General features: G+C 74.1%; 7 protein-coding genes. All 7 read right to left on the bottom strand.

Features of this window, described 5'->3' with window-relative positions; all coding sequences use genetic code 11:
• Nucleotides 1–2: 2 nt before the first annotated feature.
• Genes HNR30_RS45880 through HNR30_RS45850 form a run of 7 tightly spaced genes read right to left on the bottom strand, consistent with a single transcriptional unit; the run spans nucleotide 3 to nucleotide 25,196 of the window.
• Complete coding sequence (locus HNR30_RS45880; protein WP_181616543.1) at nucleotides 3–1,274, bottom strand: MFS transporter; 1,272 nt, start codon at nucleotides 1,272–1,274, stop codon at nucleotides 3–5.
• A complete protein-coding gene (locus tag HNR30_RS45875; RefSeq protein ID WP_181616542.1) occupies nucleotides 1,255–5,124 on the bottom strand; it encodes a non-ribosomal peptide synthetase in 3,870 nt (1,289 codons plus the stop codon). The genes HNR30_RS45880 and HNR30_RS45875 overlap by 20 nt, the downstream gene beginning before the upstream one ends.
• On the bottom strand, nucleotides 5,121–11,489 hold the full coding sequence (locus HNR30_RS45870) for a non-ribosomal peptide synthetase (RefSeq protein ID WP_181616541.1): 6,369 nt from the start codon (nucleotides 11,487–11,489) through the stop codon (nucleotides 5,121–5,123). Before HNR30_RS45870 ends, HNR30_RS45875 begins: the two co-directional genes overlap by 4 nt.
• Nucleotides 11,486–14,590, bottom strand: coding sequence for a non-ribosomal peptide synthetase (locus HNR30_RS45865; protein WP_181616540.1), 3,105 nt, complete (start codon nucleotides 14,588–14,590; stop codon nucleotides 11,486–11,488). The genes HNR30_RS45870 and HNR30_RS45865 overlap by 4 nt, the downstream gene beginning before the upstream one ends.
• 13 nt (nucleotides 14,591–14,603) lie before the next feature.
• The gene (locus tag HNR30_RS45860; RefSeq protein WP_181616539.1) at nucleotides 14,604–14,795 is read right to left on the bottom strand and encodes an MbtH family protein; all 192 of its coding nucleotides are present in this window, start codon (nucleotides 14,793–14,795) and stop codon (nucleotides 14,604–14,606) included.
• 1 nt (nucleotide 14,796) lies between these two features.
• Complete coding sequence (locus HNR30_RS45855; protein WP_181616538.1) at nucleotides 14,797–20,268, bottom strand: type I polyketide synthase; 5,472 nt, start codon at nucleotides 20,266–20,268, stop codon at nucleotides 14,797–14,799.
• Nucleotides 20,265–25,196, bottom strand: coding sequence for a non-ribosomal peptide synthetase (locus HNR30_RS45850; protein WP_312895074.1), 4,932 nt, complete (start codon nucleotides 25,194–25,196; stop codon nucleotides 20,265–20,267). The genes HNR30_RS45855 and HNR30_RS45850 overlap by 4 nt, the downstream gene beginning before the upstream one ends.
• Between the last annotated feature and the right edge of the window lie 2 nt (nucleotides 25,197–25,198).

Raw genomic sequence — 25,198 nt, 5'->3', positions numbered from 1 at the left:
GCTCAGCCGGGGACGGGAGCAGTCGGCACCTCTTTCATCTTCGGCACGGGAGAGAACCACAACACGAGCATCGGCACGATGGCGCCGATGAGCGCCGCGCCGAGCACCACAGGACGCATGCCGAACGTCTCGCCAATCAGGCCCGCCAGCAGCGCGCCCAGCGGCGCGGGCACCAGCCCGAGCGCCCAGATCGTGGCGATGACGCGGCCGCCCATCTCCCGGGGGGTGGCCGACTGCAGCACGGTGATGTTGTTGACGACGAAGACCTGCGTGCAGATGCCGACCAGCAGCTGGGAGAAGCCCAGCACACCGATGGCCGCCCACAGCGGGCCACCGGCCAGCGGCACCAGGATGAGCGCGCTGTTGCCGATGATCGTCGACCAGACCATGACCGGCCCCGGGCCGTACTTCTTCATCAGCCGCACCGACAACCACGCGCCGATGATGGCGCCCACGCCACCCACGGCCAGCACGCCGCCGGTCCAGGCGGCGGGCACCCCGACCTCTGCCACGACGAACGGGATGTAGAGGGTCTGCAGCACGCCGATGTCGAAGAAGGAGTAGACGGCGGTGGCGATGGCGATCGGCCGGATCATCGGCTGCGTCATCACCCACGCGAACCCGGCCTTGATCGCCGGGATCATGCTGCCGCCCGCCTCCTGCTCGGGCGGGTCCTCCCGCTTGCGGATCGCGCCCAGCGTCAGCGCCGAGACCAGGTAGCTGGCGGCGTCGACGAGCAGGATCACCGGGGCGGCGTTCCTGGCCGCGATCAGCAGGCCCGCCAGGCTCGGCCCGGCGAAGCGCGAGATCGACTCGCTGAGCTGCAGCTTGCTGTTGCCGTCGCCGAGCAGCTCGGGCTCGACCAGCGCCGGCAGGTAGGAGCGGTAGGCGATCTCGAACAGCACGCCCGCCACTCCCATGATCAGCACGACGCCGTAGAGCCACCACAGCGTCAGCATGTCCATGAAGAACAGCACGGGGACGCTGGTCAGGACGGCCGCGCGCACCAGGTCGGTCCAGATCAGCATCGGGCGGCGCCGCATGCGGTCCACCCAGACGCCGACGACGAAGAACAGCACCATCGGCAGCCGGCCGAGCGCTCCCAGCACGCCCATCTCGGCGACCGACGCGTCCAGCATGATGAACGCGATCAGCGGCATGGCCAGCAGCGTGAACTGCGAGCCGACCAGTGACAGGCTCTGGCCCGCCCAGAGCTTGAGGAAGTCCGGGTTGCGCCACAGGGAGGCGGGCGCGTCAGTGGGGGGTGACGCCATGATCGATGGTGCTCCTCAGCTCGTCGGCCGCCAGGGCGACCCGTGGTTCGTACATGACGGTGAAGCGTTCGCCGTGGATGGGCGAGATACGCAAGGAGCCGGTGACGACCTCGCGCCAGCCCATGTCGTCGGGCGGGGCGTCCTGCGACGTGGGCGAGAACAGGAGCACGTCGCCGTCGTAGGGCTCGTGCCGGTAGTAGCCGACGGCGTGCGCGTTGGCGCGGAAGACCGACAGGAACCGCCTGGCCTGGTTGAGGTCGGCGGCGTCGGGCTGCAGGGTGTCGGCGCGGGCCGCGGCGTCGATGACGGCCAGCAGCCGCTCGTCGGGGCGCATCCGGTGCAGTTCGTCGAGGTCCATGCGGACGTTGCCGCCGGCCAGGGCGTGCATGAGGAGCACGGAGTCGTCTTCCAGCGAGGCGCGGATGACCGGCTCCTCTGCGTCGGAGTAGAACAGCACCACCAGCGGCACCTGCTCGCCGAGCGCACGCAGCCGCCGCGCCGTCTCCAGCGCGATGTTGCCGCCGATGCAGTAACCGCCCAGGATGTACGGCCCGTGCGGCCTGACCTTGCGGATGTGGGCGGTGTAGTCGTCGACCATCTCCTCGAGCGTGGCGTGCGGGACCTCCCCCGGCGCCAGACCGGCCGCCTGGACGGTGTAGACCGGCTGGTCGGCGCCGAGCCTGCGGGAGAGCGGCAGGTAGCGGAAGACCTGTCCCCCGAGCGCGTGGAAGAGGAAGATCGGCGAGCGTGGCCCGGCGGTGCGCAGCGGCACGATCCGTTCGGCGTCGGCGTCGTTGTCCGCGGGCCTGCGCAGCTCCGTCGCCAGCGACGCCACCGTGGGGGCGGTGAGCACGGTCGCCAGCGGCACTGTGCGGTCCAGCTCCTTGCGCAGCAGCATGGTCAGCCGCAGCGCCAGCAGGGAGTGGCCGCCCAGGGCGAAGAAGTCGTCGTGCACGCCGATCGCCTGCACGCCGAGCGTCTCCTCGAACAACGTCGCCAGCCTGGCCTCGAACGGGTCGCGCGGCGGCACGTACGGCTCACGCTCGGGGCGGTCGGGCTCGGGCAGCGCGGCCCTGTCGAGCTTGCCGTTGGCGGTGACGGGCAGTTCCTCCAGCCACACCCACGCCGAGGGCACCATGTGGTCGGGAAGGTGTCTTCGCAGGTCGGTGGCGACGACGGCGAAGGCGGGCGGTGGCTGCTCGGCCGAGGCGGGCACCAGATAGCCGACCAGCCGCTCACCGCGCAGGGCCACCACGGCCGCGCGCACGTCGGGCCGTTCGGCCAGCCGCGCCTCGATCTCGCCCAGCTCGACGCGCTGGCCCCGGATCTTGACCTGGAAGTCGGTGCGGCCCAGGTACTCGATCTCGCCGCCGGGCAGCCATCGGGCCATGTCGCCGGTGCGGTAGAGCCGGGTGCCGGGCGGGCCGTACGGGTCGGGCACGAACCGCTCGGCGGTCAGCCCCGGCCGCCCCACGTAGCCGCGCGCGAGCTGCACGCCGCCCAGGTGCAGCTCGCCGGGGGTGCCGACGGGCACGCGGCGGCCGGAGGGGTCCAGCACCTCCAGCCGGGTGTTGGCGACCGGCCCGCCGATGGGCACGATCCGCTCGCCGGGAACGCACGCGTGCCAGGTCACGTCGACCGCGGCCTCGGTCGGGCCGTACAGGTTGTGCAGCTCGGCCCCCGGCAGCCGCTCGTGGAAGCGGGCGGCCAGCTCGGGGCTGAGCGCCTCGCCGGAGCACACCACCCGGCGCATCGCGGCGGGCAGCTCGGGTTCGTCGAGGAACAGCTGCAGCATCGACGGCACGAAGTGCACGATGCCCACGTCGTGGGCGGTGATCAGCTCGGCCAGCCTGCCGCCGTCCTGGTGGGCGCCGGGTTCGGCGACGACCAGCCCGGCTCCCGCCAGCAGCGGCCAGAACAGCTCCCACACCGACACGTCGAACGACAGCGGCGTCTTGTGCAGGACCCGGTCGTCAGGGGTGAGCCGGAAGGTGTCCTGCATCCACTCCAGCCGGTTGACGATCGCCCGGTGGGAGACGCCGACGCCCTTGGGGCGGCCGGTGGAGCCGGAGGTGAAGATCACGTAAGCGAGCGTGTCCTCGTGCGCGCCTCCCGGCTCCGGAGCCGGGCCGTCGAGCTTGTCCAGGGTGAGCCCGTCGCCGATCACGATCCTGGCGCCCGCCTGGGCGATCATGTCGGCCTGGCGTTCCTCCGGCACGCTCGACTCCAGCGGCAGGTAGGCGGCACCGGCCATCAGCACTCCGAGCAGCGCGGGCAGCAGGTCGGGCCCGCGCTCCAGCCGTACCCCGACCACGTGGTCAGGGCCCGCGCCGGCCGCGCGCAACCGCCCGGCCAGGTCACGCGCCCGCTCGGCCAGCTCGCCATAGGTGATCCACCGGCCGGCGAAGCAGACGGCGGGCGCGCCGGGCCGCTCGGCGGCTCGCTCGGCGATCAGCTCGTGCAGCAGCCCCTGCCGGTACGGCCGGGCGGTCTCGTTCCACGCCTCGATGGCAGCCGCGTCGGCGCCGAGGTAGGGCGAGGCGGGACGCGGGTCGGCGCCCGGATCGGCGCACTGCTCCAGCGCCGTCATGTAATAGCCGGCGACGGCCTCCATCTGGGCGCGGCCGTACGTCTGCCGGTCGTAGGTGAGCGTCAGGTCGAAGCCGCCGTGCTCGCGCGAGCGGGTGAACCCGGCCGCGAAGGCCAGGTCGGTCTCCTCGAAGAACTCCTGCCCCTCGATCCTGATGCCGGGAAGGCCGCGGTAGACGTGGAAGTCGCGGAAGTCGAAGAGCACCTCCAGCATCGGGGTACGGCCCGCCAGGCGCTGGATCTCGAACAGCGGATACTGCCGATGCGGCAGCAGCGCCACCTCCTCGTCGAACACCCGCTTCACCAGCTCGCCCCACGTCGGGGCGGCGACGTCGAGCCGCACCGGCACGGTGTTGAGGAAGAGGCCGAGCACCTCCTCGCCGCCCTCGCTCTCCGGCCGGTTGTGCGTGACCAGCCCGGTCACCACCTCGTTCTGGCCCGAGACCAGGGCCAGCACCCGCAGGTGGGCGGCCAGCAGCACGGTGCGCAGCGGCACCCGCAGCTCGCGGGCCACCGCCTCCAGCCGGTCCAGCAGGGCGGCCGGGACCGGGCGGCGCAGCACCGACACGCCCTGCTCGTCCGCGAACGGCCCCGGCAGCCGTGGCACCCGGGTCTGCGGCAGTTCGGCGACCCGCCCCTGCCAGAAGGCGCGCGCACCGGGCGAGGCGACCGCGGCACGCTCCGCGGCCACCAGGTCGCGGAAGGCGGCGGCGGGCGGCGGGGCGGGCAGCGACCGGCCGTCCAGGAGTGCCTCGTAGCGGCTGAAGATCTCCGTCATCAGCGCCGCCACGCTCCACCCGTCGAGGATCGCGTGGTGGAAGCTGAAGCTGAAGGCGAAGCTGTCGTCGCCGGGCAGCAGATGCACGTGGCAGCGGGCCAGCGGCGGCGCCGCCCAGTCGAACGGGCGCCGTTTCTCCAGCTCGCTCCAGGCGTCGATCTCCGCCCGCGGGTCACCGGACCCTCGCAGGTCGGTGACCTCCAGCGGCAGCGTCACCCTGCCGTAGACGAACTGCAGCGCCTCGCTGAAGCTGGTCAGGTCGATCGCGGTGCGCAGCACCGGGTGCCGGGCGCTCACCTCGGCCAGCGCCGCCTCCAGGGCTTCGCGCTCGAAGCGGGCACGGAGCGTGAGCGTGGTCAGGTCGTGGTAGGTCGCGGCGCCCGGTTCGGACACGCTGTGAAAGATCATGCCGGCCTGGAGGGCCGCCAAGGGGTAGGCGTCCTCCGTTCCGCCCCACGCCGCGGCTGTAGTCGCAGCTGTCATCTCGCGTCGCCTTCCTGAAGACGGGCCAGGTCCGCCGGATTGAGCAGGCCGAAGGCCGCCACGGTCGGTGGCGGTTGCTCGGCCGGGGTCGCGGGCAGGAGCGCTCCGGCGAGCTCCCTGACCGTCTGGTGAAGGAACAGGTGCTCCAGCCGTACGGCGTAGCCCCGCTCGCGCAGCCTGGAGAGCACCTTGAGGCTGCGGATGGAATCGCCGCCGGCGGCGAAGAAGTTGTCGTGCGCCGACATGCGCTCCAGCCCCAGCACACCGCACCACGCCTCGGCCACCGCCCGCTCGGCCGCGCCGTCGGGCTCTTCGTACTCGACGGCGTGCGCCCGGGTGGTGCGGGGATCGGGGAGGGCGGCGCGGTCGAGCTTGCCGCTGCGGGTCAGGGGGAGGGTGTCGAGCAGCGTGCAGGTGGCGGGGACCAGATGCGCGGGCAGCACCTCACGCAGCGCCTCCAGCGAGAAACCTCCCGCGTCTGCGTGGCTCGTCGCGGGGACGACGTAGGCGGCCAGGCGCAGGCCCGCGCCGTCGGACACGGCGCGCACGGCGGCCGCCGCGACGCCCGGCAGCCCGCGCAGGGCCGCCTCGACCTCGCCGAGCTCCACCCGCATGCCGCGGATCTTCACCTGGTCGTCGGCGCGGCCCAGGTAGTCGATCTCGCCGTCGGGCCGCCATCTGGCCAGGTCGCCGGTGTCGTACAACCGGGCGCCCGGCGGTCCGTACGGGTCGGGCAGGAACCGCTCGGCGGTGAGGCCGGGCCGTCCCACGTAGCCGCGTGCGAGCTGCACGCCGCCGATCCACAACGTGCCAGGCACTCCCACCGGCACGCGGCGCATCGCGGCGTCGAGCACCTCCAGCCGGGTGGCGGTGATCGGCGCCCCGATCGGCACCGACCGCTCTCCCGGCACGCAGGCGTGCCACGACACGTCCACGGCCGCCTCGGTCGGGCCGTACAGGTTGTGCAGCTCGGCGCCCGGCAGCCGCTTGTGAAGGCGGGCGGCCAGCTCGGGGCCGAGCGCCTCGCCTGAGCAGATCACCCGCCGCAGCGTGCCCGGCAGCTCCTCCTCGTCGAGGAAGGGCGCGAGCATCGACGGGACGAAGTGCGCGGCCGTGATCCGTTCTGTGGCCATGAGCCCGGCCAGGTATCCGGGATCGGCGTGCCCTCCGGGCCGGGCCACCGTGAGTGACGCCCCGGTCAGCAGCGGCCAGAACAGCTCCCACACCGAGACGTCGAACGAGAACGGCGTCTTGTGCAGCACCCGGTCGTCAGGGGCGAGCCGGAAGGTGTCCTGCATCCAGCGCAGCCGGTTGACGATGGCCCGGTGCGAGACGCCGACTCCCTTGGGACGTCCGGTGGAGCCGGAAGTGAAGATCACGTACGCGAGCGCGTCGGGGTGGATCTCCAGCTCGGGCAGCGGGCGATCCGGCCACCTTTCGTCGAGCAGCACCCGCCCGGCTTCGGGCGGCAGCCGTACGGCATGGGCGGCGACGGAGATCGCCACCCGCGCGCCGGCGTCGGCCATCATGCCCGCCAGCCGGTCGGCCGGGTGGTCGGGCTCCAGCGGCAGGTACGCGGCCCCGGCCGCGACCACGGCGTGCACCGCGACCACCAGGTCAGGCCCGCGCTCCAGGCACACCCCCACCACGTCGCCCGGCCGCACACCCGCCTCGGTCAGGAGGGCAGCCAGTCCGCCCACCCGGCGGGCGAACTCCTCGTAGGAGAGCCCGCCACCGTGAGGCGCGGACAGGGCCAGGGCCTGAGGGGTGCGGGCCGCCTGGCCGGCGAGCAGGGCGGCGAGGGTGGCCGGCGGCTCCGGTTCGCCGGTGTCGTTGGCGGCGGCGATCAGGCGCAGCTCCGGCTCGGTCACGAACGGCAGCTCGGCGATCGGGAGGTCCGGCTCGGCCAGCGCCGCGGCCAGCAGCCGCCGGAAGTGGCCGGCGAACCGCTCCATCCGGTCGTGGTCGAAGAGGTCGGTGGCGTAGTGCAGCACGCCCACCAGCTCCTCGCCCGCCTCCTCCACCACCAGGTGCAGGTCGGCCTGGGTGACGCCGGGATCGACATCGAGGGTGCTCAGCCGCAGCGCCGCGTCGCCCGGCGGGGCGGGCGGCACGTTCTGCACGGCGAGCATCACCTGGAACAGCGGGTTGCGGCCCAGGTCACGCTCCTGCGCGAGCTCCTGCACCAGCAGCTCGAACGGCAGCTCGGCGTGCTCGTGCGCGTCGAGCACCCGCTCGCGGGTGCGCAGCACCAGTTCGCCGAAGCCCGGCCGCCCGGACAGGTCGCCGCGCAGCACCAGCGTGTTGAGGAACAGGCCCGCCAGGTTCTCGGCGGCGGTGTGGGTGCGGCCGGAGACGGGAGTGCCGATCGGGATGTCGTCGCGGCCGGTGTAACGGGCCAGTACGGCCTGCAACGCCGCCGCGAGCACCATGAACGGCGTGGCCCGCCGTTCCGCTGCGAAGGAGCGCGTCGCCGTGGTGGTGGCCGCGTCGATACGGAAGGTCAGCCGCCGCCCCTCGTGCGTGGGCAGGCCCTGCCGCTGCCGATCGGAGGGCAGGTCGAGGGTGCCGGGCAGCCCTTCCAGGGCCTGCCGCCAGTAGGCCAGGTCGGCCTCGCGCGAGGCGGCCCGCTCGCGATGCCAGGCGGCGAAGTCGCGGAATCCGGCGGCGAGCGCCGGCAGGTCGCCGGAGGCTCCCAGCCGTGCCCGGTAGCGGGTCATCAGATCGCGCAGCAGGATCGACAGGGTCCACCGGTCGGCCGCGACGTGGTGCAGTGTCAGGTAGAGGTCGTGCGTGTGGTCGTCATGACGCACCAGCAACGCCCGCACGAGCGGCCCTTCGGCCAGGTCGAAGCGGTGGCGTGCCTCCTGCCGTCCCACGTCGGGCGGCAGGCTCGCCGCGTCGTGCACCCGCAGCACCGGCCGGTGGCGGCACTCCGCCAGCTCCGGCTCGCCGTCGCGGGCGACGATGACCAGTCGCAGGGCGTCGTGCCGGTCGACCACGTCGGCGAAGGCCGCCACCAGCACGTCCACGTCGAGACGGCCGGTCAGCCGTTCGGCCCATGCCACGTTGTAGGCGGGGTTGCCCGGGTCGAGCTGGTCGAGGAACCACAGGCGCGCCTGGGCGTGCGTGGGCGCCACCGGCCCAGGACCGGCGGGCGGCAGCGTCGCCGGCCCGCCCGCGGCTCCGGCGGCGGCCACCACCGGCGCGAGCCCGGCGATCGTCGGCGACTCGAACACCCGCCGCAGCGGCACCTCCGCCCCGAACCGCTCGCGCAGCCGGGTCACCAGGCTGAGCGCCAGCAGCGAATGACCGCCCAGCGAGAAGAAATCGTCGGTGACCCCGATGCGCTCCCGTGCCAGCAACTCCCGCCACATCCCGGCCAGCTCGGCCTCCAGTGGCGTGCGCGGTGCCACGTGCACGCGCTCCTGCACGACGGCCTCCGGCGCGGGCAGGGCGCTCCTGTCCAGCTTCCCGCTCGGCAGCGTCGGGAAGACCTCCACCCGCACGAACGCCACCGGCACCATCGCCTCGGGCAGCCGTGCCCGCACGTGGGCGCGCAGCTCACCGGCCTGCGCGGTTCCGCGTACGTAGGCGACCAGGCCCCGGCCGCCGGGCGCGTCGTCGCGCACCGCGACCACGGCCTGCCGGACACCGGGGTGGGTGGCGAGCGCGGCGGAGATCTCGCCCGGCTCGATCCGCACGCCGCGGATCTTCACCTGGTCGTCCAGCCTCCCCAGGTACTCCAGATGCCCGCCGGCGTGGCGGCGTACCAGGTCGCCCGTGCGATACAGCCGCCCGCCCGGAGGACCGAACGGGTCGGGCACGAACCGGTCGGCCGTCAGCCCGGCCCTGCCGTGGTAGCCGCGTGTCACCCCCGCGCCGCCCAGCACCAGCTCGCCCGGCACACCGATCGGCTGCAGGCGCAGGTTCGCGTCGACGACGTGAGCCGCGGTGTTGGCGACCGGGGTGCCGATCGACGAGCCGCCGGGCCGTACGACCTGGTGGCCCGAGGACCAGATGGTCGTCTCCGTGGGGCCGTACAGGTCCCACAACTCGCCGGTCAGCCCCACCAGCTTGGCCGCCAGCGCGGACGGCAGCGCCTCACCGGTGCTGATGATCCTCGCCACCCGCCCGGCCGCCAGCGACGGCACCAGCGTCGACAACACCGACGGGGTCGCCTGCACCGTGTGCGGCACGCCCGCCTCGATGAGCCGCTGCGCCCTGCCGATCTCGCCGGTGTCGGCCACCAGGACCGTGCCGCCGGACACCAGCGGAGCGAACACCTCGGCCATGGCGATGTCGAAGGAGACCGACGTCAGGAACAGCCACGCGTCGCCCTCGCCCAGACCGGGCCGCTCGCGCAGGTCCTCCAGCAGGCTGACCAGCCCCCGGTGCGGCACCGTCACGCCTTTCGGGCGTCCGGTCGAGCCGGAGGTGTAGATCAGGTAGGCCGCCTGCGCGGGATGGCACGGGGGCAGCTCGCCCGGCTCCGGATCCCGGTCGCCCGGCTCGGCCACCGGCGTGGTCGCCATGCCCTCGGGCAGCCTGGCGGCCAGCTCGGGGGTGGTCACCACCAGCTCGGCCCCGCTGTCGTCCAGCAGCGTCGCCAGCCGCTCCGCCGGGTAGCCGGGATCCAGCGGCACGTAGCAGGCCCCTGACTCCAGCACGCCGAGCAGCGCCACGACCAGCTCGGGCGTGCGCGGCAGGCACACTCCCACCCGTTTCTCCGCGCCGATGCCCAGCTCGCGCAGCCGTACGGCCAGCCGCCGTGCGCCGGCGGCCAGCTCGGCGTAGGTCAGCTCCGCCAGGCCCGTGTCGCGTACGGCAGGCGCGTGCGGAGTGCGCTCCGCCTGGGCCGCCACCAGCGCGGGCACGCCCACCTCCGGCACGTCGAGCTCGCGCCCCCTGGCGGCGGCCAGCCCCCGGCGCGTCTCGGCCTCGTCCATGATCGGCAGCTGCGACAGGCGTGTCCCGGGATCGGCGGCGGCCGCTGACAGCAGGGTGCGCAGGTGATCGCCCAGCCGGCGCATGCGGGCGTCGTCGAACAGCTCGTCGCTGTAGTCGAGCACGCACAACAACGATCCGTCGGCCCGCTCCTCCACGATCAGGTCCAGGTCGAACATGGCGGTGCCCTGCCGCACGTCCAGCCGCTCCATCCGCACGCCCGGCAGCCCGGAGGGCAGCGGGGGCGTGTTCTGGAAGGCGATGAGCACCTGGAACAGCGGGTTGCGTGACAGGTCGCGGCCCGTGGTCAGCTCGTCCACGAGCGTCTCGAACGGCACGGCCGCATGCTCGAAGGCCTCGATCACCCGCCCGCGCGTGCGCGTGAGGAGCTCGGAGAACGCGGGATCGCCGCCCAGGTCGCCGCGCAGCACCACCGTGTTGAGGAACAGTCCGGCGGTGCCGTCGAGCGACGGGTGCGGCCTGGCGGCCATCGGCGTGCCGACGGCGATGTCGCGCTGGCCGGTGTAGCGCGACAGCAGCGCCTGGAATCCCGCCAGCACGACCATGAACAGGGTGGCGCGCTGCCCGGCGGCCATCGCACGCAGCGCGCCGGTCAGCTCCTGGTCCAGGTCGAACAGCAGGCGCCTGCCGCTGCTGCCCAGCAACGCGGGCCGCTGCCGGTCGGCGGGCAGGTCGAGCGCCTCGGGCAGGCCGTCGAGCGTGTCCTTCCAGTACTCCAGCCCCGCCGCGGCCGGCTGGGCATGCTGCCAGGCGGCGTAGTCGGTGAACGGCACCGGCCGGGGCCCGACGTCCTGCCCCTGGTAGAGGGCCAGCCAGTCGCGCATGAGGATGGCCACGGACCAGCGGTCGGCGATCACGTGGTGGATGGCCAGGCTCAGCAGGTGCTCATCCGGTCCCGAGGCCGCCAGGCCCGCGCGGACGGCGGGCGCCGCCAGGAGGTCGAACCGGTGCCGCGCGGCGGCCTCCAGCCACGCCGTGCCCTCGTCCTGGCCGTCCGTCCGGGCCAGCTCCAGCCGCGGCGGCGATCCGGGCACCAGGTACGGCTCGCCGCCGATCACATCGATCACCCTGGACAGGATCGGATGCCTGTCGACCAGCGCGTCGAAGGCCGCGGCGAGCCGGTCGGGGTCGACGGGACCGGTGAGGCGGTAGGACCACGACAGGGTGTAGGCGGGATTGCCGGGATCGAGCCGGTCGATCACCCACAACCGGCGCTGGGCGGGTGTCAGGGGCGCGGACTCCCCCTCCGGCCGCGCGGGAATCGGCTCGGGCTCCCCCACCGGCCGCGCGGGAATCGGCTCGGGCCCTCCGCCCGCCAGCAGGCGCGCCTCCAGGGCTGCCCGCTGTTGCGGGCTGAGCCTGGCCAGGCGCTCGCGCAAGGCGTCGCCGTCGCTCACTGTGCCTCCTCCAGCAGCTCATCGAGGTCCAACCCGGCGAGGCTCGCCTCCAGGACGGCCAACGCCTGCTCCTCGACCGTGGTCGCGTCGAACCACCGCCGCAGCGGCACCCGCACCCCGAACTGCTCCTCGACCCTGGCGGCCAGCTTGGTGACCAGCAGCGAGTGGCCGCCGAGTCCGAAGAAGTCGTCGGTCACCCCGACCTGGTCGCGGCCGAGCAGCCCGGCCCAGATCCCGGCGATCGACTCCTCCACGGGGGTGCGCGGGGGCACCGGCTCGGTGCTGCGCGGCTCCTGGCCCGGCGGTGGCAGCGCGGCCCGGTCGAGCTTGCCGCTCGGCAGCGAGGGAAAGCCGTCCACCTGGACGAACGCGGCGGGCACCATCGTTTCCGGCAACCGCTCCTTCAGGTGCGCACGCAGCACCGCGGCCAGATCGGGGCCGCCTGTCTCGGGTGCGGCGATCACGTAGGCCACCAGCCCGCGACCGCCCGGCGCATCGTCACGCACCGTCACGACCGCCCGCCGTACCAGCGGATGCTCGTTGAGGACGGCGGCGACCTCGCCGGGCTCGATCCGTACGCCGCGGATCTTCACCTGGTCGTCGAGGCGGCCGAGGAACTCCAGCACCCCGCCCTCCCGCCAGCGGGCCAGATCTCCCGTGCGGTACAGGCGTGCGCCCGGCGGCCCGAACGGATCCGGTACGAACCGCTCGGCCGTCAGCCCGGCCCTGCCGTGGTAGCCGTGGACGACGCCGTCGCCGCCGATCAGCAGCTCGCCGGGCACGCCGACCGGCTGCGGACACAGCCGGTCGTCGGCGACGTACACCCGCGTGTTGGCCACCGGCCGCCCGATCGTCACCGGGCTGCCCGGCTTCACCAGGTGGCAGGTGGACCAGATTGTCGTCTCGGTCGGTCCGTAGAAGTTCCACAGCCGGCCGCCCTCCAGCGAGCGGCCCAGCGTGGCCGCCAGGTCGGACGGCAGCGCCTCGCCGCCGACGATGAGGTCGCGCGGCCCGGCCACCTGGCCGCCGGCCACCGCCGCCACCGACGGCGTGAGCTGCACGAGTTCGGCCCCGCGCGCGGCCAGCCGGATCTGCTCGGGGTCACGGCCCGCGCCGTCGGGGGCCAGCACGAGGGTGCCGCCCGACAGCAGCGGGGTGAAGATCTCCAGGGCGGCGATGTCGAAGGACAACGACGTCATCAGCAGCGTGCTCGTCCCGCCCAGTCGCTCGATCACGTCGGTGACCAGGTTGACCACCCCGCGATGCGGCACCCGCACCCCCTTGGGGCGGCCGGTGGAGCCCGAGGTGTAGATCAGGTAGGCGACCTGGTCAGGAGAGACCTCCGGCCCGGCCACCGGCCCGCCGGGCGACGGCTCGTCCGGGCCGCCGACCGGCAGCACCGGGGTCGTCGTGCCTTCCACCGGCCGGTCGGTGACCAGCAGGGCCGCCTTCGAGTCGGCGAGCAGGTACGCGACGCGCTCCGCCGGATGACCGGGATCGAGCGGCAGGTAGTGGGCGCCCGCCCGGAGCACGCCGAGCAACGCCACGATCAGCTCGGGCGAGCGGGGCAGGCTGACCGCGACGCACGTTCCCGGCCCCACCCCGTGCCCGGCGAGCCGGGCCGCCATCGCCGCCGACCGGGTGTCGAGCGTGGCGTAGGTGACCTCCGCCCCGTCCGCCGCACGGATCGCGACCGCGTGCGGCGTGGCCGCCGCCCGCTCGGCGACGAGCGTGTGCAGGGGCCTGGCCGGGTACGGCCGCGCGGTCGCGTTCCATCCGCTGACCAGCTGCTCCAGCTCGTCGTCCGGCACGATCCGCACCTCGGAGATCCGCCGGCCCGTATCTGCGGCCACCGAGGTCAGCAGCATCTCCAGGCTGCGCCCGAGCCGGGCGACGGTGGAGGCGTCGAACAGCTCGGTGGCGTACTCGATCCAGATCCCGATCCCGTCGGCCTGCCTGATGACGTCGAACGACAGGTCGGTCTGGGCGGTCCCGATCGGGAACTGCCCCCGCTCGGCCATCGGCAGCAGGTTGAAGGACACCTGGTAGAGGGGGGTGCGGCTGGGGTCTCGCTCCGGCCGTACCGCCTCCACGACCCGGTCGAAGGGCGCGTCCGCGTGGTCGAGCGCCTCCAGCACGGTCGCCTTCACCCGCTCCACCAGCTCGGCGAAGGACGGGTCGCCGGTCACGTCGGTCCGCAGCACGAGCTGGTTGACGAACATGCCGATGACCGGCTCGAACTCCGGCAGGTCACGCCCGGCGACCGGGGTGCCGACCACCACGTCGCCCTGTCCTGCCCAGCGGGACAACACCGCCTTCAGCCCGGCCAGCAGCACCATGAACAGCGTCGCCCCGCCGGACCTGGCGGCCTCCTCCAGCCGGTCGGCCACCTCGGCGGGCAGGTGCAGCGCGTGCTGGGCGCCGGCGTGACCACGGGTGGCGGGCCGCGGCCGGTCGGTGGGCAGCCCCAGGTCCTGGGGAAGTCCCGCCAGCCGCGTCCGCCAGTGGTCGAGGTGCGCCTCCGCTCCGCCACCGGCCAGGAAGTCGCGCTGCCAGGCCGCGAAGTCGGCGTACTGGATGCCCGGCTCCGGCAGCCGCGCCTGCCGGCCCTCCATCCGCGCCGCCAGCAGCTCGCGCAGCTCGCCGCCGAACGTCGTCGCCGACACCGCGTCGAACACCGCGTGATGCACCACGAAGATCATCCGCGGTGGCCCCGACGGCATACGGACCAGCCTGGCCCGCCACAGCGGCGCCCGGTCGAGCTCGAACGGCCGGCGCCCGTCGGCGACGGCCAGCTCGTCGAACGCCGCGGCGGCCGGGCCTGGCTCCAGCCCGCTCAGATCGTCCTCGGGCAGGCTGACCGGAAGCTCGACCCGCACGATCTGAGCGAGCTCGCCGTCCTCGACGGCCAGCGCGGTGCGCAGGGTCTCGTGCCGCCGCATGAGCTCGAGCAGGGCCCGCTCGAGACCGTCGCGGTCGGTGCCCTCCGGCAGCTCGACCACCGCGTTGATGTGGAAGGCGGCGGACCCGGGATCGAGCCGGGACAGAAACCACAGCCGTTCCTGCGCGAACGACGCGGGCAACACGTAGAAACCTGGCACCGGCCGACTCCTCCTATCCGTCCATCGCCTCGCGCAGGCTGCGCGGGCGCATGTCGGTCCAGACCTGCTCGATGTGCTCCAGGCACACCTGCTTGTCGCCGGCGAACCCGGTCTCCCGCCACCCGTCGGGCGCGGGCCGGTCGGCGAACCACACCGAGTACTGCTCCTCGTGGTTGACCACGACCTTGTACTGCTCCTCGCTCATCTCAGGACCTTTCCGTACGGCGCAGCGGGGTCACCTTCGGCTTGTCTGCTCCGGCCTGCTTGCCGCGCATCTCCTCCACCAGCGCGGACATCCCGGCGATCGTCGGCACCTGGAACAGGCTGCGCATCGGCAGCCGGATGCCGATCTTCTTGCGGATCAGGGCGATGAGCTGGACCGCGACCAGGGAGTTGCCGCCGAGGTCGAAGAAGTCCTGCTCGACGCTGACCTGGCGGGCACCCAGCACCTCGCCCCACAGACCGGCCAGCATGGTCTCCAGGTCGTTGCGGGGTGCGACGTAGTCGACGCCGGAGGCGTCGCCGCCCTCGGCCGCCGCCGCCGCGTCCAGCTCGTCGACCAGGGTGTCCTGGGTCAGCTCGCGGGCGCGGGCGACGAACTCCTGCAGGTCCACGGCGCTGATGACGACCTGGGCGCCGAGCCTGGCCGACAACACGCGGCGGAAGGCCTCGGCGCCGTCGGCCGGGGCGATGCCGCGCCTGCCTCCGTCGACGTCGAGCGCCACGCCCGCCGCGGCCGAGCCCTCCTCGACCGTCAGCTCCTCGGCCGTGCCCCGGGCGCCCTCGCCGACGGTCTCGGTCATCGCGCCCCTGTCGATGCGGCGCATGACGAAGTCGGTGATGGCGACCAGCGGTTCGCCGTGCTCGCCGTACAGGGTCAGGTCGGCCGCGAGCACCTCGCCGCCGCCGGTGTCGCGCAGCCTGGCGTGGCTCCACACGACCGGTTCCAGGGCGCCCAGCACCGTCAGACGGCCGTAGCCGAGCGGCAGGTAGCTGTGCTCGGTGGCGACCGAGACGAACGCCGTCGCCTCGTCCAGCAGCGCGGGGTGCAGCGGCAGCGACTCCAGCTCGCCGGAGACCTGGCCGCCGGCCACCAGCCTGGCCACCTGCTCGCCCTGTCCGTGCGCGACGGCCCGCAGGCTGGTCCAGCGTTCGCCGAAGACGACCAGCCCCGACGCGGAGGCGAACGGGTTGCTCTGGTCGGCGGGCAGGTGGGTGCACCGGGCCCGCACGTCGGCGAGCGGGTCGGCGCCGACGTCCGGCACCACCCAGGCGGCGCTGCCCCTGGCGTGCTGCGTGGCGGCGCCGCCGACGACGCTGACGATCTCGAAGTCGAGGCCGTCGCCGCTGGGGGTGAACAGCACCCGCACGTCGGCCGAGGCCTCGTCGGCGACCGCGAGCGGCGCCACGAAGGCCACGTCCGTCAGCTCCACCCGGTAGGCGGGACCGGGGCTGGGCACGGCGGCCTCGAAGGCAGCACGTGCCGTCTCCAGATAGCCGGTGCCCGGCAGCACCGGCACCCCGGCGACGCGGTGCTCGTCCAGCACCCAGTGGGTGGCGGGCGCGAGCGTGCCGCCGTACCAGGGCTGGCGTGCGGCCGCCTCGTGCCGGTGGGTCAGGAACGGATGCTCCAGCTGGGTGACCCGGTCACCACGCTGCAGCGCGCGGAAGGCGACCGGTGCCGCCACCTCGGCGGCCATGCCGACCTCCAGCCAGGCGCCCCAGTTGGCCGACACCACCCGGCCGGGCCAGGCGTGCGCGACGGCGTCGAGGTAGGCGTTGGCCGCGCAGTAGTCGACCTGGCCGAGACCGCCCGCGACCGAGGTGATCGAGGAGCACAGCAGGACGAAGTCGAGCGGCAGGTCGCCGAAGACGGCCCGCAGGTTCGCGGTGCCGGTGATCTTCGGCGCCAGGACCGCCTCGGCCGCCTGGCGCTCCTTGACCTCGGCCATGCCGCCGCCGGGCACGCCCGCGGCGTGCACGATGCCGTCGACGCGGCCGAACCGCTCCAGGGCCGCCTCGCGCACCCGGCGCATGTCGCCGAGGTCGGCGACGTCGGCCGCCAGCACCAGCACGTCGGCGCCGGCCCGCTCCATCCGGGTGACCGCGCGCGCGGCCCGCAGGGCGGTGCCCTCCAGCCCGTCCCACTGCTCGCGCGGCGGCAGCCCGGTACGGCCCAGCAGCACCAGCCGGGCGCGCACCCGCTCGGCCAGGTCTTGCGCGAGGGTCAGGCCGATGCCGCCCAGCCCGCCGGTGATGACGTAGACGCCGTTCTCGCGCAGGGGCCCGTTCGCTCCGCTGTCCGGGACCTGGGCGGGTCCGTAACCCCGCGTCCAGCGCCTGCCTGTCCGCAGCGCCACCGGGGAGGGCGCCTGGCCCGGCTCCGGCTCGCAGACCGCCGCGCGCAGCTCGGCCAGCACCTGCTCGATGTCGAGCTCGGCACCGTGCGGCAGGTCGATGTGGTTGACCGTCAGCCAGCGTGCCTCCAGCGGCACCACCCTGGCGATTCCCGCCACGGTGGCGTGCTCGGGACAGGTCAGGTCCGCCCCGGTGACCTCCTGCGTTCCGGCGGTCAGCACGTCGAGCCGCACGCCGCCCTCACGCTCGGCGGCGGCCAGGGCCTGCGTCAGGGCCAGCAGGCTGAAGAACCCGCTGTCCTGGGCGGCCATGGCGTCGCCTTCGCCGCTCGCGGCGTCGAGCGTCCAGGCGTGCACGATCCGCGCCGGCACCCCTGTCGCGGCCAGGAGCGCCTCGTAGTCGTCGCGCTCGCCGGGCCGTACGGTTACGCGGTCGCCTTCGCTGCTGTAGGACGTGCCCGCGATCACCGTGACGACCTCGGACCCGGCCGCGCGCAGCCCGGCCACCAGCGGACCCGCCTGCTCGCCCGCGAAGACCAGCACGCGCGCGCCCGACAGCTCCGCGGCGGGGTCGGCGATCGCGCCGCCCGGTTCCTGCCGCCAGACCGGCACCGAGAACCACTCGTCGACCGGCAACGCCCCGGTCCTGGCCGGACGCGGGTAGATCAGCTCCGCGTCGACCGGGGTCGGCGCCCAGTAGTGCCGCCGCTCGTACGGGTAGGCGGGCAGCGGCACCCTGCGGCCCCGCGCCTCGACCTCGATCAGCGCGCCCGCCGCCCACAAGGTGCCGGCGGCCTGGTAGATCACCTCCAGGTCGGACCGGGGCTCGCTCGGCGCCGGCAGGCTCTGCAGCGGCGCCGGCCCGGTCTTGAGCTGCGCGCGGGCGAGCCCGGCGAGCTGCCGTCCCGGGCCGCACTCCACGACGTGCCACTCGCCGTCGGCCACGAGCGCCGCGACGCAGTCGCCGAACCGTACGGCCTCGCGGATGTGGGAGGTCCAGTAGGCGGGATCGACGGCCTGCTCGGCGGTGATCCAGGTGCCGGACACGTTCGACAGGAACGGCATCGTCGGCGCCTGCAGCGAGACCCTGGCCACGGCCTCGTGGAAGTCGCCCAGGATCGGGTCCATCATCGCCGAGTGGAAGGCGTGCGAGGTGCGCAGCATGGTGTGCTGCACTCCGGCCGCCTCCAGGTCGGCGGCGTAGCGCTGGACCAGTTCCGTCGGTCCGGCCACCACGCAGGTGCCCGGTCCGTTCACGGTCGCGATCGACAACCCGTCGGGCAGGCCCGGCCGTACCTCGTCCTGGTCCTGCCGTACGGCGAGCATCGACCCGGACGGCACGCTCTGCATCAGCCGGCCGCGAGCCGCCACCAGGCGCAGCGCGTCGGCGGCGGTGAAGACCCCGGCGACCGCCGCCGCGACGTACTCGCCGATGCTGTGGCCGATCATCGCCGCGGGCCGCACTCCCCACGCCTGCCACAGCCGGCTCAGCGCCCACTCGACGGTGAACAGGGCGGGCTGCGTCAGCCACGTCTGCCGCAGCTGCTCCTCGGCCGCCTCCTTCTCCTCGGGTTCGGGGAACAGGAGCGTGCGGATGTCGAGCCCGCCGAGCTCGTCGCGCAGGACGGCCGCGCACTCGTCGACCGCGGCGGCGAACACCGGCTCGCTCTGGTAGAGCTCGGCGCCCATGCCGGCGTACTGCGCGCCCTGGCCGGAGAACAGCCAGGCCACCCTCGGCGCGCCCGCCTTGCTCTTGACCAGGCGCTTCTTGTCGGCCAGCGCGGCCACCGCGTCGGCGGCGTCGCGCGCGGTGACGGCCGCCCGGTGCGGGTAGGCCTTGCGGCCGGTTCGCAGCGTGTACGCGACGTCGGCCAGGTCCACCTCGTCACCGGCGAGGCGGGTGCCCAGCCGCCGCACGGCCTCCTCCAGCGCCGACGGCGTGCGCGCCGACAGTTGCAGCAGGTGCGCGCCGCGCGGGGGCGCGGCGGGCAGCGGCGCGGGCGGCGCCTGTTCCAGGATCACGTGCGCGTTGGTGCCGCCGATGCCGAAGGAGCTCACCCCGGCCCTGCGCGGCAGGTCGTCGGTCTCCCACTTGGTCAGCGAGGCGATCACCCGGAACGGGTTGCGGCCGAAGTCGATGCGCGGGTTGGGCGCCTGGTAGTGCAGGTTCGGCGGGATGAGCCCGTGCTGCAGCGACAGCACCGTCTTGATGAACCCGGCGATGCCGGCCGCCGGGCCCAGGTGCCCGACGTTCGTCTTGACCGAGCCGATGCCGCACCAGCCGGGCTCTCCCGGCCCGAACGCGCTCGACAGCGCGGCCACCTCGATCGGATCGCCCAGCGCCGTACCGGTGCCGTGCGCCTCGACGTAGGTGATCGTGCGCGGGTCGACCTGGGCGACCCCCAGCGCCTGCGTCACCGCGGCGGCCTGGCCCTCGGCGCTCGGCGCCGAGAAGCCCATCTTGGTCGCGCCGTCGTTGTTGATCGCGTTGCCGATGACCACGGCCCTGATGTGGTCGCCGGCGGCGACCGCGTCCGACAGCCGCTTCAGGACGGCCACGCCGCCGCCACCGCCCCAGATCGTCCCGGCCGCGTCGGCGTCGAACGTACGGCAGTGACCGTCGGGGGTGTAGATGCCGTCCTGGTGGTACTGGTAACCCCACTCGGGTGGAAGCTCCAGCGACACGCCGCCGGTCAGCGCCATGTCGCACTCCCCTGTGCGCAGCGCCTCGACCGCCATGTGCAGCGCCACGAGCGACGACGAGCACGCCGTGTGCACGGTGACGCTCGGCCCGCGCAGGTCGAGCTTGTAGGAGACCAGCGTCGACAGGTAGTCGGGGTGGTTGCCGGTGAAGACGGCGAGGTTGCCGACCGAGGCGAACAGCTGGGGATTGTTACGGATGTACATCCATTGGTATTCGTCCGAGCCGACGGTCCCGTAGACCCCGATCTCGCCGTCGAAGCGAGCCGGGTCGTAGCCGGCGTCCTCCAGGGCGGTGTGGGACAGCTCCAGGAACATGCGCTGCTGCGGGTCGCGTAACTCGGCCTCCCTCGGCGACATGCCGAAGAACGCCGCGTCCAGCGCGCCGTAGTCGGCCGCGACCGACGAGGCGGGTACGAAGGTCGGGTCGTCGAGCAGGTAGTCGGGCACGCCGAGGGCGGCCTGCTCCTCCCGCGTGTAGAACCTCACCGACTCCACGCCGTCGACCAGGTTCCGCCAGAACGTCGGCACGTCCTCGGCGCCGGGTAGCCGGCAGGCCAGCCCGACGACCGCGATCGGTTCTACGCCACTGAAAGGTTCTTCGCTAGTGTCGGCGGTCATTGGCCGTTCTCCCGTCTGGCCTGGTGAGGCCGTTGTGTTGCGGGTCGTGCGCGGCGTGACGCGAGTCGTCTCGCGGCACGCGCGGAGCCGGCCGGGCGAGCCTCGCCATCAAGGTGTGCGGCGAGGGCCCGGACGGTCGGATGGCGGAACAGGTCGACGATGGCCACCTCGCGCCCGAGCGAGGTGCTCAACCTGGCCTGGACCTGGGCGGTGGCCAGCGAGTGGCCGCCGATCTCGAAGAAGTTCTCGTCGGTGGAGACCCGCGGCAGGCCGAGGACCTCCTGCCAGACACCGGCCACCAGCCGTTCTGTGGCCGTGGCCGGCTGCTCGCCGCGCCCTGCCGCCTGCGCCCGTGGAGGCGCGGGCAACCGGGCGCGGTCCACCTTGCCGTTGCCGGTCAGCGGCAGCGCGGGCAGCAACACCAGCTCCGCCGGGACCAGATGATCGGGCAGTACGGCACGCAGATGCCTGCGCAGCTCCTCCGCCTGGACGGCGGCACTCGCGGGCACCGCGTAGGCGTGCACCACCTGGCCTCCGGCCCGTTCGGCGACGGTGGCCGCGGCGGAACGCACTCCCGGGTGCGTGAGCAGGGCCTGCTCGATCTCGCCCAGCTCCACCCGGTGTCCTCGGATCTTGACCTGGTCGTCGGCGCGCCCGGCGGGGATCACCCGTCCGTGCGCGTCGTAGCGGCCCAGGTCGCCTGTGCGGTAGGTCAGCCCGTCGGCCCCGAATCTGGCCCTGGTGAGCTCGGCGTCGAGGTAGCCGTGCGACAGGCGCGGGCTCCTGACGACGATCTCGCCCAGCTCCCCGACCGCCGCCGGGGCGCCCGACCGGGTGAGCACGAGCAGGTCGGCCCCGTCGACGCCGCGCCCGGCCGGCACCGTCTCGCCCGCGCCCGTCCCGGCGTCGAGGTCGGCGGAGGTCAGCGGGTGCAGCGCCTGCGCCTGGGGGGTCTCGGTGGTCCCGTAGGAGTTGACGAGCCGGGCGCCGGGTGCGGCGGCGGCCATGCGAGCGGCGTCGCCGCGCGAGAGCCGGTCTCCGCCGAACAAGACCAGCCGCAGGTCAGGCACCGGGGCGGCAGCGGCCGCGACCAGGTTGCCCAGTTGCGGCGTCAGGTGGGCGACGGTGATCCGGTGCTCCCTGAGCCAGCCGGTCAGCAGCAGTGGGTCGCGGATGCGCTCCTGGACGGGGACGTACAGCGTGCCGCCCAGGACCAGAGGGGTGAAGACGTCGCGCAGCAGCGGGTCGTGCGCGAGACCGGCGAGAAGGGCGAAACGGTCCTCCGAGGTGAGGCCGAAGTGGGCTGGGTACCACGACACGAACCTCGCCAGCGGGGCCTCGGCGGCGGCGACCGGCTTGGGCGCGCCGGTGGTGCCCGAGGTGAAGGCCAGGTAACCACGCTCGGAGGCGGGGGCCGGCTCCAGCCCTACGGCTGCCTCGGCCACCTGCGGGTGCACGACCGGCAGGTGGGCCAGCTCCTGAGGCGCCATGGTCCCGGGGCAGGCCACCAGCGCACCCGCCCCTGCCGCCGCGGCCTGCGCCGCAAGGCGTGCGGGCGGGAGCGCCGCGTCGAGGATCGCCCACCTGGCGCCGGAGGCCAGCACCCCGAGCAACAACGCGGGCAGCTCGGGCGTCCTGGCGGCCAGCACCGCGACCACACCCTCGCGCCGTCCGAGCGTGTCGTGCACCCCACGGCAGGTGGCCGCCGCCAGAGCCGCGACTTCCGCGTAGTCCAGCGAGCTCGACTCGCCGACGATCGCCGGAGCGTGCGGCCGCTCGGCCACCCGCTTCATGACCAGCTCGACCAGTCCCGGCCCGTCCCAGCCCGCCACCGGTGACGTGGACTCCGGCAGCCCGGCCGCCCCTGCCCGCAGCCCGGCCGAGGACACCGCCGCCTCCGGCGCGGCCACCACCTCGCCCAGCAGCCGCAGGTAGCCGGCCAGCAGCGCCTCCACCCGCTCCCGGTCGAACAGCGCCGGGTTGTAGGCGGCCTGCAGCTCGTAGCCGCCGTCCCGCTCGGCCACGTACAGGGTCAGGTCGAACAGCGCCCCCGGCAGGCTCGGCGGCAGCGGCGTCGCCCGCACCCCCGGCAGGTCCAGCCTCGGCTCGGCGAAGTCGTACATGTTGAACAGCACCTGCACCAGGGGGTTGCGCGACAGGTCACGCCCCGGCCCCAGCTTCTCGACCAGCCGCTCCAGCCGTACGTCCAGGTGGGCCAGCGCGCCCGCGAGCCGCTCCTGACAGGCCGTCACCTGCGCGCCGAACGCCGCCTCGCCGTCGAGCCGCAACCGCAGCGGCAGCACGTGCACCAGGCACCCCGCCAGGGGTGCCAGGGCGGGGTCGCGCCGGTCGGCGACCGGGGTGCCGATCACCAGGTCGTCCCGCCCGGCCAGCCGTCCCAGCACGTGCGCGTAGGCGGTCAGCATCACCGCGTAAGGCGTGGCCCCCAGCCGGGCCGCGAGCGTTCGCACCGCCGTGCCCAGCCCCGGATCGGCGAAGGCGGCGACCGACGCGCCCTCGAAGGTCTGCACCGGCGGCCGGGGCCGGTCCCGTGGCAGGTCCAGCACCGGCGGCACGCCCGCCAGCTGCCCGGCCCACCAGTCCAGGTCGGCGCCGTCGCGCTCGCCCAGCCACCGCACGTACCCGCCGAAGGAGGCCTCCAGCGGCTCGGCCGTCTCGCCCCGGTAGGCGCGGGCGATGTCGTCGTACAGCACCGCCTGCGACCACCCGTCGAACACGATGTGGTGCGCGGTGATGGCCAGCACGTGCTCCTGACCGGCCAGCCGCAGCAGCCTGGCCCGCCACAGCGGCCCGCTCCCCAGGTCGAACACCGTGCGCGCCTCGGCGTCCAGCACCTCGCCCAGCTCGGCCTCGCCGCACTCCCGCACCGGCAGCGGCACCGGGCCCGGCACGTCGACCTCGACCGTCGGCACGCCCGCGCTCTGCGGCACCCGCCAGCGCAGCACCTCGTGCCGTTCGGCGACCACGGCCAGCGCCCGTTCCAGCGCCGCCACGTCGAGCGGGCCGGAAAGCCGCTGCGCCATGGCGATGTTGTGCGCGGGCGTGCCAGGCGCGAGCCGTTCGACGAACCACATCCGGCGCTGGATCGGCGACAACGCGGCCTCGGCCAGGCCCGGCGGCCGGGCGGTGAGCGGCGGGGCGGCGGCGGCCCTGACCGCCATGCCCGCGACCGTCCGGCCGGTCAGCACGTCCTCGACGGCCACATCCCGCTCGAAGGCACGGCGCAACGCCGCCGCCAGCCGCATCGCCAGCAAGGAGTGGCCACCGGCGGCGAAGAAGTCAGCCGTCGACGACGGCCGAGCCGACTCGAACGCCTCCGCCCAGGCCGTCGCCACCAGCTCCTCCGCCTCCGTCCTGGCCGCCGCCACCAGTTCCTCGGCGTGTCCGGCCGCGGGCGGCTCCTGCTCCACGCCGCCGCCGGCCGGCTCGGCGGGCAGGGCACGCAGCGCCGCCATGTCGATCTTGCCGGCCACGGTGAGCGGCAGCACATCCAGCCGGACCACCCGGCTCGGCACCATGTAGGCGGGCAGGCTCTCCAGGCAGTGCTCGCGCAGCCGCTCCACGTCGGGCGCGTCCGCAGGGGCCAGATAGGCGGTCAGCTCCTGCCAGCCGCCGATGCCCTCGCTCACGTCCGCGACCGCGTGCCGTACCCCTGGATGGGCCCGGATCACCGCCTCGACCTCACCCATCTCCACCCGCTGGCCGCGCAGCTTCACCTGCCGGTCGAGACGGCCGAGAAAGGCGATGCGGCCATCAGGATCGAGAGCGACCAGGTCGCCGGTCCGATACAGGCGCGCACCGGGTGGCCCCTCGGGATCGGGGACGAACCGGTCGGCCGTCATCGCGGGACGGTCCAGATAGCCGCGGGCCAGCTGCGGGCCGCCGATGCACAACTCCCCCGCCGTGCCGGGCGGGCAGGGCCGCAACCGCTCGTCCAGAATGCGCGCGACGCACCCGGGCAGGGCCAGCCCGATGGGCAGCGGCCGGTCCCAGCGCCCTTCGAGCGCGGTGCCCACCACGCAGACCGTCGTCTCGGTCGGGCCGTACCAGTTGTGGAACCGCCGCACACCGGGCCGCGACCAGCGAGCCACCTGCTCGGGTCCTGCGGGTTCACCGGCCGTGAGCAGATCACGCAGCTCGGGCAGCCGCGCCGGGTCGAGCAGCGGCAACAACGCCGGCGGGATGGTGCCCCAGGTGACCCGGTGCTCTTCGAGGAACCGCTGCAGGCGTCCGGGGTCGGCCCGGTCGGCGTCCGGCGCGAACATCACCGACCCGCCCCTGGCCAGCGGTGCGAACACGTCCAGCACCGACACGTCGAACCCGAGCGCGGCGAAGCCGATCGAACGGCACCCCTCGTCGAGGTCGAAATAGGCGCCGGCCATCGTCACGAACGCCACCGCCGAGGCGTGGCTGACCACCACCCCCTTGGGGCGCCCCGTCGAACCCGAGGTGAACAGGGTGTACGCCGAGCCCTGCGGCAGAGTCTCGATCTCCGGCGGCACGGCACTGCGCCCGTGGTCGTACGGCAGCAGCCGCACCCCCGACCCGGCCAGCAGCGCCGTCCCGTCCTCGTCGGCGATCACGGTGGTGATCCCGGCGTCCTCGATCACCGCGCTCAGCCGCTTGCGCGGATGCGCGGGATCGAGCGGCACGTACGCGCCACCCGACATCAGCACGCCCAGCACCGCGACCAGCAGGTCCGGCGTGCGCCTGCCGCAGACGCCGACCCGGACCTCGGGGCCGGCGCCCAGCTCACGCAGCCGGTGGGCGAGCGCGGCGGCGCGCTCGGTGAGTTCGCCGAAGGTGAGGGAACGTTCCCACTGCCGGATCGCGACGGCATCGGGCGTGAGGGCGGCCTGGCGGGTGATGAGGTCGTGAAGCAGCGGAGGGGAATGCCTGGGAGGCACGG

This window comes from Nonomuraea soli, assembly GCF_013761175.1.
In the GTDB taxonomy this organism is placed as follows: Bacteria; Actinomycetota; Actinomycetes; order Streptosporangiales; family Streptosporangiaceae; genus Nonomuraea; species Nonomuraea soli.
The sequence above is the reverse complement of the archived record's forward strand: the minus strand, read 5'-3'. Positions and strand labels throughout refer to the sequence as shown.

Excerpts from the sequence above, each read along its gene's own strand:
- HNR30_RS45880 (WP_181616543.1), bottom strand. The coding sequence starts at position 1,274 with ATGGCGTCACCCCCCACTGACGCGCCCGCCTCCCTGTGGCGCAACCCG.
- HNR30_RS45860 (WP_181616539.1), bottom strand. The coding sequence starts at position 14,795 with ATGAGCGAGGAGCAGTACAAGGTCGTGGTCAACCACGAGGAGCAGTAC.
- HNR30_RS45855 (WP_181616538.1), bottom strand. The coding sequence starts at position 20,268 with ATGACCGCCGACACTAGCGAAGAACCTTTCAGTGGCGTAGAACCGATC.
- HNR30_RS45875 (WP_181616542.1), bottom strand. The coding sequence starts at position 5,124 with ATGACAGCTGCGACTACAGCCGCGGCGTGGGGCGGAACGGAGGACGCC.